The sequence below is a fragment of the Dietzia sp. KRD202 genome (genome assembly GCF_017168155.1).
Lineage (GTDB): Bacteria > Actinomycetota > Actinomycetes > Mycobacteriales > Mycobacteriaceae > Dietzia > Dietzia kunjamensis.
The window spans coordinates 121,692-133,874 of record NZ_JABFAN010000019.1 but is presented as its reverse complement, the minus strand read 5'-3'; the positions used below and the strand labels follow the sequence as shown (position 1 = coordinate 133,874).

Sequence of the window (12,183 nt, the reverse complement as noted above, 5' to 3'; positions counted from 1 at the left end):
CCGGTTCGGTCGACGCGTCAGTTCTCGTCGGACCCGTAGTGCTCGTCCACTCCGGACGAGTTGGAGCCCGCGTCCGACTGCGACGAGGTGGCCCCTGCAGGCGCCGACGCGGCGACCTTACCGTTGCCGTGACCGCGAGAGGCCCATTCCTCGCGGATGGCCTGCTGCGCACCCTCCGGCAGCGTGTCGAGCATCTCGGCCACCCTCTCCTCACGCCGGACCTCACCCTTGCGCTCCGGGCTGCCCGGAGTCGGCTGCATCTGCGGCGGCACTCCCTTGAGCTCGTCCTCGCCCGGGGATCCGTCGTTGTGCCCGGCCTCCGCATGCTTCATCTCCTCGCGCATCTGCGCGTCGTCCTTCTCCTCGGACATACCGATGGGACCGAGCTTGGAGCCGCGCAGGAACTGGCGGACGGACGGTTCCTCGCTGGTGAGCAGCACCTCGCGGGGTCCGAACATCACGAGCTTCTTGCGGTAGAGCATTCCGAGGTTGTCCGGCACGGTGCGGGCGAGGTTGATGTTGTGCGTGACGATGAGGATCGTCGCGTCGATCTGGGCGTTGATGTCGATGAGCAGCTGAGCCAGGTAGGTGGTGCGGACCGGGTCGAGACCCGAGTCGGGCTCGTCGACGAGGATGATCTCCGGGTCCAGCACCAGGGCGCGGGCCAGGCCTGCGCGCTTACGCATACCGCCGGATATCTCGCCGGGCAGTTTGCCCTCCGCCCCGGTGAGACCGGTGAGCTCGAGCTTCTCCATGACGATGTCACGGATCTCACTCTCCGACTTCTTCGTGTGCTCGCGCAGCGGGAACGCGACGTTGTCGTAGAGGTCCATGGACCCGAACAGTGCGCCGTCCTGGAACAGGACGCCGAACAGCTTGCGGATCTCGTAGAGCTCCTTGGCGGTGCACTGCAGGATGTCGGTGCCGTCGATGATGATCTTGCCGCGCTCCGGGCGCAGCAGCCCGATAAGGGACTTGAGGAACACCGACTTGCCGGTACCCGACGGACCGAGCAGCGCACTGACCTCGCCCTCGGGAAGGGTGAACGTGACGTCCTCCCAGATCTTCTGCGAACCGAAGGACTTGGTCAGACCCTCGACGGAAACCTCGACACCCACGTCAACCACTCCTCACTGCGGCCCTGATCTGTGGCCACGGTCACTGTAAACTACCGCTCCGGAGGCGTGCTTTGTTACATCCCGACCAAAAGTGTTCCGCTACCGCAGCCGGAGAGCAGGCGGGCGTGGGGAAATGGCGCGAGTGGAACGCAAATGGGACAGGGACGGCCCGGCGATATCGCCGGGCCGTCCCTGGTGAAGCGGTGGTGCGTCAGATCACTTGAGGGTGACCGTCGCGCCGGCCTCCTCGAGCTTGGTCTTGGCGGCCTCGGCGGCCTCCTTGTCGACCTTCTCGACGATCGCCTTGGGGGCGGACTCGACGAGATCCTTGGCCTCCTTGAGGCCCAGGCCCGACACGAGCTCGCGCACGACCTTGATGACGCCGATCTTCTTGTCGCCGGCCGACTCGAGGACGACATCGAACTCGTCCTGCTCGGCGGCGGCCTCGCCACCGGCAGCCGGGGCGCCGGCAGCGGCGACGGCGACCGGAGCGGCCGCGGTGACCTCGAAGGTGTCCTCGAAGAGCTTCACGAACTCGGAGAGCTCCAGAAGAGTCATCTCCTTGAAGGCCTCGAGCAGCTCGTCGTTGCTGAGCTTCGCCATGGTGGCGTCCTTTCTGTTGGTCCCGGTGCCGTCAGACGGCCCGGAAGCATGTGGGGTTATCAGTTCTTCTTGTCCTCGAGCGCCGCGAACAGACGTGCCAGCTGCGAAGCGGGCGCGTTGAACAGGCCGGCGGCCTTGGTCTGGTTACCCTTGAGGGCACCGGCCATCTTCGCGAGCAGGACCTCGCGGGACTCGAGATCGGCGATCTTGTCGAGTTCGGTGGCGGACAGCGGTGAGCCGTCCATGACACCGCCCTTGATGACGAGCGCCTTGTTGTCCTTGGCGAAGTTCTTGAGCGCCTTGGCGGCGTCCACGACCTCACCGGTGACGAACGCGATGGCGGTGGGACCGGACAGGAGGTCATCGAGACCCTCGACTCCGGCTTCCTCAGCCGCACGCTTGACCAGGGTGTTCTTGGCCACGGTGTACGTGGCCGCGTCACCCAGCGTCTTGCGCAGTTCGGTGACCTGCGGGACGGAGAGTCCGCGGTACTCGGTGACCACGGCGGTCGTGGAGTTCTGGAAGTGCTGCTTGATCTCCTCGACGGCCTGGACCTTTGCGGGCTTTGCCATGTTTCGCCTCCTTTCTGCATCATCTCGCCCGAGAAAACACGAACGCCCCGTGCGCAGGTGGCACGGGGCGTGGAGGAGCTGGCACGGGCCCCTGGGGACCCACGGCACATCCGACGCTGACCGGTGTTCTCCTGCGCGGGCCGTCCGGGCGCTCCCGGACCCTTCGACCACCCCCGGCGGGAGCGGCGACCTGCGGTCTTCGGTGAAACTTGATCAGGTGCCCGAGAGCAGAGCTCCCAGGCGTTCAAACTTCGGACCCAAGGATATAGGCGGCCGCCGTCGCATACCAAATCCGCCCGGGGGCGACGAATGGCGGGCCGGTCGGCTTTCTGACACATTGGTGCGGTGTCCCCAGCCCCGTCTCGCCTCGCCGTCGTCTACAACCCCACCAAGGTCGGAATCGACGAGGTCCGCCGCCTCGCCGAGGAGCGGGCGTCCAGGCACGGGTGGACGGATCCCGTCTTCTACGAGACCACCGAGGAGGACCCGGGCACCGGTCAGGCGGCACGGGCGGCCGCCGACGGTGTCGGACTGGTGATCGCGTGCGGCGGCGACGGCACCGTACGGTCGGTGGCGCAGGGCCTGCTCGGCACCTCGGTGCCGATGGGAGTCGTCCCCCTGGGAACCGGGAACCTGCTCGCCCGCAACCTCGACGTCCCGTTGGACGATGTCGACCGTGCGTTGCGTGTCGCCATGAGCGGTCGGAGCCGCGCGATCGACCTCGGCGAGGTCCACTACACCGACGGCGACGGCGTGTCCCACGATGACGTGTTCCTCGTGATGCTCGGCGCCGGGATGGACGCCGACATGATCGCGGGCACCGACGACAAACTGAAGGCACGGGTGGGCTGGCTCGCGTACGTCGGCGCGTTCGCCAACACGCTGTTGCGCGGCCACCGGATCCGGGTCGAGTACGCCCTCGACGACGGATCGCCGATCCAGACCCGCGCGCGCACCCTCCTGGTGGCCAACTGCGGGATGCTGCAGGCGGGGATGGTGCTGTTGCCCGACGCCGTCATCGACGACGGACTCCTGGACGTTCTCGCTCTGCGCGCCAAGGGCCCTCTCGGGTGGGCGCAGGCGGGTGCGGTGCTGGCCCATCACACGTTCCAGCACCGGCTCAAGCCGATACTGCGGAGGAACTCCACCCCGGAGAGCGGGAAAGAAGAGCATCGGACCCGGCCACTGGATTTCCGCCAGGGCGTGAGGATCACCGCCCGCGTGTTGGAGAAACCGGCCGCGTTCCAGATCGACGGCGAGGACTGCGGCACCGTGACCGAGTTCTCGGCGCGGATCAAGCGGAGGGGGCTCACGGTCCGGGTGGCGGTCTGACCCGCGCTCCCCGACCTGGCCCCGGAGGTCAGGTCTCGGGCTTCACCAGCAGCGCCAGCACGTCGTGGATCTCCTCCACGGTGGGCACGGGCAGCGCTGAGCGCCCGTAGACGAACCCGATGCCGGCGTACACCAAGACGCCGGCGCGGATCCTCGCCCCCCGTTCGGAGAACCCGAGTTCGACGAACGCGTCGTGGACCACCCGCAGGATGCGTTGGTCCAGTTCGGCAACCGCCTCGGCGACGGTCTCGTCCGCCCTGGCCCATTCGCGGATCGCGGCCTCCCCCTCCCAGGCGCGGGATTCCACGAGCATCGCGCTCATGGTCTCCAGCCGTGCGTCGGGTGGCATCTCCTCCATGGTGACCAGACCACGGGCGGCGTCCATCTCCTGCGAGAAGTAGAGCCTGGCGATGGCGGCCATGAGCGCGTCGAAGTCGGCGAAATGCCAGTAGAAGCTACCCTTCGTGACGCCGAAGTCGGCGCACAGTCTGCTGATCTTGACCGCGGACCTGCCCTCGGTCATGAGCAGGTCCAACCCGGCGCGGGCCCAGTCCTCCGCCGAGAGGCGCCCCGTGCGCGGACCGGTCGGCCGGGCGGACCACGTCGACCCCTGGGTCATCGGCCCGCCGCACCGTGTCGTGTCGTCATCGTCGTCAGCCTACGTCGGACCCAGAGCCTCCACGACCAGACCGCGTGAGTCCGGGTCCCGCCCGAGCTCGCCGTGCCACACGGGCCGGCCGCCCGCGAACGGCCGGACGACCCGCACCTCCGTGCCGGGCGGGGACTGTTCCAGCGGTGGGTGCACGAGCAGGTCGACCGTCGAGACGATGTCGGTATAGACCACCCCGCGCGTCCGGAGGCCGTCCGCGTGGAGCCGGACCAGCAGGTCCGAGCCACGTACGGCCTCCCGACACCCCTCGCAGATCGGGTCCATCCAGGTGCGTTCCCAGGCGAGGACCGCGTCGTAGGTCCCCAGTGCGCGGCTGAGGTTCTCGACGTCGGCGATCCCCAGCACGTTGGTTCCGTTCCACACCGGCCCCACCGTGACCAGGGCACTGATCGGCGGCTCGGCCCGGCCGGTGCGTCCGACGGCGAGTTGGACGGCGCGCTGGGCCACGAGTCCGCCGACCCCCTTGGCCACCACCGCCACAGGCTCCTGCGACGGCGCGGTGGCGATCCCGGGAACGGGCACGGCCGCGCCAGCATCCGCATCGGCGCTCGCGGATATCCAACCCCTGTCGCGGGCGAGGTCGACCGCTGCCGCGTCCACGCCGGTCAGACCTCCGACGGGGAGCGGGACGTCACCCGGCCGGGGGCGTCCCCAGTCGACGGCGACGGGGCACCACCCGGCCGACCGGAGGTCATCGGCGAGCAGGTCCCAGTCCCCTGCTGTCCCCGCCAGGTCGTGGACCAGTAGCACCTCGGGGCCCGTGCACGCCCGGCGCCCCATTGTCGCCGTGTCCGCCGTCGCCGGTGGTGACCCCGCGTGAAGCAGTGCCACGCACACGGTTATCACCCTCAGGAGTCGGCTCATGTCCCGTCGGGCCATCTCTCCCCCGGTCGCTCGGTGAACCCCACCTCCAAACCATACCGTAGGGTACTGTGACTCGCGTCATAGCAACGGGAGGTCTCATGGTCGGGTTCGGTGGCGGCGCTCGGGGGCCCGTGGTGACGCGGCGGCGATTACTCGGCACCGCAGCCGGGGTGGCGGGCACGGGACTGGTCGGCGCATCCGCCACCCGCGCGCAGGTCGGCCCGGGTTCGCTCGGCGCGGGTTCGCGCGGCCCGAGCCCGCTGTTGTTCCACTCGCCCGCCCTCGAGGCCTACGTGGACGAGCTCCCACGCCCGGATGTCCTGCGGGGTGAGTCGTTGGAGCTCGCCGCACGGACGGGCACCCACCGGTTCCACCGGGATCTCCCGCCGACGATGACCCTGGGTTACGGCGCGGCCGGTTACCTGGGTCCGGTGATCGAGGCACACGCCGGAGTGCGGACGACGCTGACCTACCGCAATGAGATCTCAGCCCACCCACACGCCGCGGACATCGACGCGAGCCTGCACGGACTGTCGGAGTCGGTGCGTACCCGGGTACCCACGTCGCTACACCTGCACGGCGGGGTCACCGAGCCCGCCAGCGATGGCCACCCGGAGCAGTCGTCCCTCCCCGGGCAGGGCCACGTCCACCACTTCGACAACCGGCAGGAGGCGGCCGGGCTCTGGTACCACGACCACGCCATGGCCATCACCCGCCTCAACGTCTACGGCGGTCTCGCGGGCGGCTACCTCCTACGCGACCGGTTCGACACCGGACGTCCCGACAATCCGCTGGGACTGCCCGCCGGCGAGTTCGAGATCCCGCTCGTCCTGCAGGAGAAGATCGTCCGCCCGGACGGCGCGGCGTCCATGCGCTCCACCCCGATCGTCCCGGAAGGGCACTGGGAAGGCGGGGCGGTGGGCGACGTCGGACTGGTCAACGGGGTGATCTGGCCGAGTGCGGAGGTCGCCCGCGGGCTCTACCGGCTGCGCATGGTCAACGCCGCATCGTTCAGCAACTGGATGCTGCACCTGTCCCGGCCGCTGGCCATGTGGGTGATCGGGATGGAGGGCGGCCTGCTCGCCGCGCCCGCCAGGGTGGACGGATTCCGGCTGGGCCCGGGTGAACGGGCGGACGTGCTCGTCGATTTCTCGGGTCTCGCGCCAGGCGAGACCGTGGAGCTGCTCAATTCGGAGGAGGCCGCTCCCCAGGCCGCCCAGATCGGAGCGGTGAAGCTCGGGAGTCTCATGCGGTTCCGGGCCACGAACGCCAGGGGCCACACGGGACCCGTCCCGTCGACCCTGCGCGGCGGCACCGGCCAGCCCCCGGCACTCGCGCCGGTCACCCGCGCACCGGCGGTGCGCAACGTCTCTCTGAGCCAGCCCAGCGACATTCGGATTCCACCGTCGATGATGAGTCTGAACAACCTGCGGTGGTCCAGTGAGCAGATCGAGATGCCACGCCAGGGGTCGGTGGAGATGTGGAACATCGTCAACGCCACCCCGGATCCGCACCCGATCCATATCCACCTGGTGCACTTCCGGGTGCTGTCCCGCCAGGCGGTCGACACCATCGCGATGTGTCTGCGGCAGCCCCAACCTCCCACCGGGATCAAGTGGACACCGGACCCCGATCCCTTCGTGGTGGGACCCGTCCGTGCGCCCGAGCCGTGGGAGACGGGGATGAAGGACACCGTCATCGCCGACCCCAACTCCGTGACCAGGGTCCTGGTCCACTTCCCGACCGCCGACGACCTCGGATTCGACCCCGACGCGACCTTCCCGGCAGCGGTGTCCCTCGGCGGACACGAGGCCGGGGGACACGGAAACGTGCACGCCCACGGAGCGGAACCGCGGGTTGACCGCCTCGGAGGCGATTACATCGGGTCCGTCGCTCCCCCGGCAGCCCACCACCGCAAGGACACGCTGCAGGGATACGTCTGGCACTGCCACATCCTCGACCACGAGGACCACGACATGATGCTCCGCTACAGGACGGTGACCTGATGCCAGCCGAGACCACTCCCACCGAGAGCCAGAGCCGGCCCGTCGACCACTTCCAACGGATCCCCTATCAACCGGCCACCGACGGCCGGATCGAGATGCACTCCGGACTGTCGCGCCACTACCCGACACTGCACGCCAACCTCGTGGAGCTCCCGGGATCCTCCCGTCGCCGCGGAGTCATCATGTGCCACCCGGCGTCGAACTTCCTCAGCCATTTCCTGCTCGCCGCCCTCGCACGGGCGGGCCAGCCCGCGATGGGCCTCAACACCCGGTACGCCAACAACGAACCCGCACTGCTCATGGAGCGGGCGGCGGCGGACCTGGGCACCGGCATCCGGTGGATGCGTGAGGAGCTGGGTTTCGAGGAGATCGTCCTCTTGGGCTTCTCCGGCGGGGGCTCACTGGCGACGTTCCACCAGTCGCGCGCCGACGGCGTCGAGGCCGCCGACGCGCTGATGCTGGTCGGTGCGCACCCCGGCCGGGCACGGGTCCTGAGTCACTGGATCGACCCGGCGGTGACCGATGAGGACGACCCCTGGTCGGTGGACCCGGAGCTGGACCTGTTCGCCCCCGGCCGCACCGCGCCGTTCGACCCGGAGTGGGTGGCGCGCTACCGCGCGGCGCAGGCGGAGCGGATGCGCCGGATCGACCGACGGGCCGTCGAGGCCCTCGCGCGTCTCGAGAAGGACGGCGGATCCGACCGCGGGTTCGTGGTCCACCGGACCACTGCCGACCCCCGCTTCCTCGACCTCACCCTGGATCCCAGCGATCGCGAGGCGGGATCGATGTACGGCGATCCGAAGGCGGCCAACACCGCGGCCGGCGGGCTCGCCCGCTTCGTCACCGCCCGCAGCTGGCTGAGTACCTGGAGCCCGGAACACACCGCCGCCGACGCCCTCTCCGACCTGCCCCGCATCACGGAACCGACCCTCGTCGTGAGTCTGCTCGGCGACCAGGCCGCGTTCGCCGAGGACTCCCGGCTCATGGCCGCCTGTTCGGCGGACCCCGAGGTCGAGTTGGTGGAGATGCGCCACCTCAACCACTACCTGGTCGACCAGCCGGACGGCCTCGACCGTGTCATCGCCGGGCTCCTCGGGTGGATGGACGGAAGGCTCGGTCGCTCACCCGCACCCCACACCGCGCAGGACGAGGAAGGACTGTCATGACCAGAACCAGCCACGACTCCGTGACCATCGACGTGGGCGACGAGGTCGGCATCCACTCCGACCGGGCCGCCGTGCCCGACGGCGTCCGCTGCCCCACCCGGTTCGCCTACTGGGAGGGCCGCGAGAACCCCGCGTTCCGTCGCCTGCGCTCCGCGATACTCAGGGTGACCGGGTTCGACCTCCTGCCCACCGACGAGCAGGCGGCCGCCGTCTGCGAGGACCTGTTCTCCGGCGATCCCGTCGCAGAGCGGTTCGTCGACGAGGTGTACCACGGCGAGACGGGGCCCGAGGAGACCAGGCGGATGCTCGACCGGGCCCTCGCGGACGGCATCGACTCGCTCGACGACGTGCCGGACTCCATGCGGGAGCTGTTCGCGGAGTTCGAGACCGTCCCGGACTGGGTCGACCCGGCCCTGATCGAGGAGGGCGCCAGGATCTGGCGGCGCTGGGGGACCATGCTGTTCAGCTTCGCCGGCGCCGAGACCCTGGAGATCTACACGGAGTCGGCGGTGGCCACCCCCTTGTCGTTGGCGGGCGGGTACGCCGGGGACAACGCCCTACGGCGCTTCCTCGAGACCTGCCGGTTCTGGATCGACGTGTCCGAACCGGGGGCGCTGCTCCGACCCGGCTCGCAGGGTCGGGCCACGGCGATGAAGGTCCGGGTCATGCACGTCTCGGTCCGCTCACGGGTCGCCTCGCACGGGGAGTGGGACATCGAGAAGTGGGGGCTGCCGATCAGCCAGTCCTACATGGTGCTCACGCTCATCGCCGGCTCCGTCACCCCGGGGTTCGGTCTCTGGACGCTCGGCTACCAGACCAGCCTGCGCGAGATCCGGGCCCTGATCCACTTCCAGAAGTACATGGGCCACCTGCTCGGGGTGCGTATGCGGTGGTACCCGGAGACCATCGCCGACAGCGTCCGCATGCTGCTGATGGCGATGCTCTCCCGTTCCCACGACTCGGGGGGACACGGGCGCGAACTCATCGAGTCCTACCCGCAGGCGTTCGCACCCCGCGAGGGCCACACCGGCCTGCAACGCCTCCGTGAGCACTACAACTTCCGGATCAATTCGGTCTACTCGGCGATGTTCATGGCCCCGGGCACACGCCGGAAGTACCGGATGCCCGCCGCGCTGCCGTGGGCGCTCATCCCGGTGGCCCGGTTCCCGCTCATCACCGCCGTCGAGATCGCCCGGCGGGTGCCTCCCGTCGGCCGGGTGCACGAGCGCGTCATGTGCTGGCACCGCGAGAACTGGTACCGCGCACAGATGGCCGGCCGCGAGGCCGCATTCGATGCCTCCGGCGCCCTGCGGCGCTGATCCCGTGGCCCGGTGCCGACCGGACCCGAACCGGCCCCGGTGCCGGCCCCGGCCCACCGATTCCCCTGCTCCCCTGCTCCCCGACCGAGAGAGATCCCCATGACCCTCCTGCAAGGCCCGTCCCTGAACATCGTCGAGGCGTGGAACGGTCCCGGTCGCCGGGACGGTCACCTCACGGACGTGGTGCCCGCGGACAATGCCGCCCACCTCGACTCCGACAAGCAGGCGTTCGAGCACTGGTACTTCGACGCCCACCTCGACGACGGCCGGATCGTGGTGGTCATGCTGCAGAGCCGCGAGCTCGTCCGGCGCCGACCCGGTGTGGAGATCCACCTCTACTCCCCGGACGGTCAGCGGAGGGAGTCCAACCGACACCACTCCGACGCCGAGCTCAGCGTCTCCACCGAGAAGGTCGACGTCGCGATCGCCCACCACAGTGCGGTCCTGGTCGACGAGGTGGACGGTCTGCCCGTCTACCGGGTGAAGGCCGAGCAGGACGGCATCGGCGTGGACCTGACCTTCCATGCGGAGGTGCCGCCGTGGATGCCCGGTCGCGGCCGCACCAGTTACACGGACCGGGAGTACTTCGCCTGGTGCGTGGGCGCGCCCCGGGCCCGGGTCGAGGGCACCGTCAGCGTCGACGGCCGTGCCGAGCAGGTGAGCGGCCGCGGGTACCACGACCACAACTGGGGCGTCGGGGACATGAAGCGCATCATCTCCAAGTGGTACTGGGGGCGCCTCTACACCGACGAGATCTCTCTGGTCTACGCCATGGTGCAGACCACCGGGCGCTACGGCTCCCACTGGTCCCAGCCGATCATGGTGGCCCGGGGGCGCGAGGTCGTGCTGTCCGAGGGCGAGGTGGACATCACCGAGGGGCCGGCGGTGTTCGACGCCGTCGCCGACCGCTCGTACCCGTCGTTCCTGCGCCTCGAGGTCCCGGGGAAGATCGACCTCACCCTCACCGTGCGGGAGATCGTCCACGCACACGATCTGCTCTCCGATGTTCCGGTGGTGGGTCGCCCGCCACTGAACAAGCTGGTCAAGAAGGCCGTCGGGCACCCGGGATACTTCCGGTTCCGCTCCGACTTCGACCTCACCGTGACCATCGACGGTAGGCAGGAGACCCACACCGGACAGACCCTCCACGAGATGGTCGCGCTGTCGTGAGCCCCGACAGCACCTCAGCCTCGGGCGTCCCGCGACTCGACTACCTGCACGGTTTCGCCGGCCACCACCAGACGGAGGCCGAACCGGGCGCGCTGCCACGTCGCCAGAACTCGCCGCAGCGCGCCCCCCTCGGCCTCTACGCGGAGCAGCACTCCGGCACCGCCTTCACAGAGCCGCGGGCGGTCACGCGCCGCACCTGGAGCTACCGCATCCGGCCGTCGGTCGCCCACACCGCCTTCCGCCGGCGCGCCGGGCTCGACGGCTGGCAGGCCGCACCCTCGGCCGCGGGGATCGCCTCCCCCAACCGGCTGCGCTGGAACCCGCCGCCGGTGCCCGCCCCGGGGGTCGACTTCCTCGACGGGATCCAGACCTACGGGACCTGCGGCGACGTCGGACAGCGCACCGGCGTGGGCATCCACTGGTACGCGGCCTCGGCGTCGATGACCGACCGCTACATGGTCGATGCCGACGGCGAGCTGCTCATCGTGCCGCAGGCCGGGCCGATCATGCTGCTCACCGAGTTCGGACGGCTCGTGGTCTCCCCCGGCGAGTTCGCCGTGATCTGCCGGGGCGTGCGGTTCCGCGTCGACCTGCTCGGTGAGACCGCCTCGGGTTACGTGCTGGAGAACTACGGTGCCGCACTGACCCTGCCCGAACTCGGCCCGATCGGCGCGAACGGCCTGGCCGACGCCCGCCACTTCCGCTACCCCACCGCCTGGTACGAGGACCGTGAGGACCCCGTCGAGCTGTGGCAGCGGTTCGGGGGTCGCTGGTGGTCGGTCGAGCTGGACCACTCCCCGCTCGACGTGGTGGCCTGGCACGGCAACCACGCCGCGTACGTGTTCGACCTCGACGACTTCTGCCCCCTCAACACCGCGCTGTGGGATCACCCGGACCCGTCCGTGTTCACGGTCCTGACCTCACCGGGTCCGTTCGAGGGGCAGGCGAATGCCGACTTCGCGGTGTTCGGCGACCGCTGGGTCGTGGCCGAGGACACCTACCGGCCTCCGCACTTCCACCGCAACCAGATGTCCGAGTTCATGGGGCTGGTCCGCGGCTCCCACGACTCCAAGGCCGAGGGATTCGTCCCGGGCGGGGCGTCACTGCACAACCAGTGGTCCGCGCACGGTGCCGACCGCGAGATCTTCGAGATGGCCGGCGAGGCGGACCTGGTGCCGCAGAAGCTCACCGGCTCGCTGCCCTTCATGTTCGAGACCAGGTTGGCCCTGGCGGTGACCGACTCCGCCATGGTCGCCGGCCACCGTCAACCCGACTACGACTCGTCGTGGACCGGGATAGAGCGTCGCTTCCGCCGCGGATGACCTCGCCGTCGTCGTCGAAGTCGTCACCACCCCGACCCACC

General features: G+C 69.6%; 11 protein-coding genes. 6 read left to right on the top strand and 5 right to left on the bottom strand.

Annotated features, from left to right (window positions below; genetic code table 11):
- Window positions 1-17: 17 nt before the first annotated feature.
- The 3 genes from J1M64_RS16275 to rplJ form a co-directional block, all read right to left on the bottom strand.
- Complete coding sequence (locus J1M64_RS16275) at window positions 18-1,118, bottom strand: ABC transporter ATP-binding protein (protein ID WP_096907023.1); 1,101 nt, start codon at window positions 1,116-1,118, stop codon at window positions 18-20.
- A gap of 216 nt (window positions 1,119-1,334) precedes the next feature.
- Entirely contained in the window at window positions 1,335-1,721 is a 387-nt protein-coding gene (rplL, locus tag J1M64_RS16270; RefSeq protein WP_007631805.1) for a 50S ribosomal protein L7/L12, read from the bottom strand.
- A gap of 59 nt (window positions 1,722-1,780) precedes the next feature.
- Window positions 1,781-2,293, bottom strand: coding sequence for a 50S ribosomal protein L10 (rplJ, locus tag J1M64_RS16265; protein ID WP_007631803.1), 513 nt, complete (start codon window positions 2,291-2,293; stop codon window positions 1,781-1,783).
- Between the two features lie 345 nt (window positions 2,294-2,638).
- On the opposite strand from rplJ, the gene J1M64_RS20465 reads away from it, so the two are divergent.
- The gene (locus tag J1M64_RS20465) at window positions 2,639-3,625 is read left to right on the top strand and encodes a diacylglycerol kinase family protein (protein WP_119192185.1); all 987 of its coding nucleotides are present in this window, start codon (window positions 2,639-2,641) and stop codon (window positions 3,623-3,625) included.
- 28 nt (window positions 3,626-3,653) lie between these two features.
- Here the strand turns inward: J1M64_RS20465 and J1M64_RS16255 are convergent, their stop codons facing one another.
- Together J1M64_RS16255 and J1M64_RS16250 are read right to left on the bottom strand one after the other, a co-directional pair.
- Complete coding sequence (locus J1M64_RS16255) at window positions 3,654-4,244, bottom strand: TetR/AcrR family transcriptional regulator (protein WP_119192186.1); 591 nt, start codon at window positions 4,242-4,244, stop codon at window positions 3,654-3,656.
- Between the two features lie 39 nt (window positions 4,245-4,283).
- On the bottom strand, window positions 4,284-5,126 hold the full coding sequence (locus J1M64_RS16250; protein ID WP_163375574.1) for a lipase: 843 nt from the start codon (window positions 5,124-5,126) through the stop codon (window positions 4,284-4,286).
- Between the two features lie 131 nt (window positions 5,127-5,257).
- Here J1M64_RS16250 and J1M64_RS16245 point away from each other — a divergent pair, with 131 nt between their 5' ends.
- The 5 genes from J1M64_RS16245 to hmgA all read left to right on the top strand — a co-directional run bounded on the left by J1M64_RS16245 (window position 5,258) and on the right by hmgA (window position 12,142).
- The gene (locus tag J1M64_RS16245) at window positions 5,258-7,165 is read left to right on the top strand and encodes a multicopper oxidase domain-containing protein (protein ID WP_163375726.1); all 1,908 of its coding nucleotides are present in this window, start codon (window positions 5,258-5,260) and stop codon (window positions 7,163-7,165) included.
- A complete protein-coding gene (locus J1M64_RS16240; protein ID WP_163375573.1) occupies window positions 7,165-8,331 on the top strand; it encodes an alpha/beta hydrolase in 1,167 nt (388 codons plus the stop codon). The genes J1M64_RS16245 and J1M64_RS16240 overlap by 1 nt, the downstream gene beginning before the upstream one ends.
- The gene (locus J1M64_RS16235) at window positions 8,328-9,650 is read left to right on the top strand and encodes an oxygenase MpaB family protein (RefSeq protein ID WP_206474848.1); all 1,323 of its coding nucleotides are present in this window, start codon (window positions 8,328-8,330) and stop codon (window positions 9,648-9,650) included. The genes J1M64_RS16240 and J1M64_RS16235 overlap by 4 nt, the downstream gene beginning before the upstream one ends.
- Window positions 9,651-9,749: 99 nt before the next feature.
- On the top strand, window positions 9,750-10,820 hold the full coding sequence (locus J1M64_RS16230) for a lipocalin-like domain-containing protein (protein ID WP_163375571.1): 1,071 nt from the start codon (window positions 9,750-9,752) through the stop codon (window positions 10,818-10,820).
- A complete protein-coding gene (gene hmgA / locus J1M64_RS16225) occupies window positions 10,817-12,142 on the top strand; it encodes a homogentisate 1,2-dioxygenase (RefSeq protein WP_206474847.1) in 1,326 nt (441 codons plus the stop codon). The genes J1M64_RS16230 and hmgA overlap by 4 nt, the downstream gene beginning before the upstream one ends.
- Window positions 12,143-12,183 lie beyond the last annotated feature (41 nt).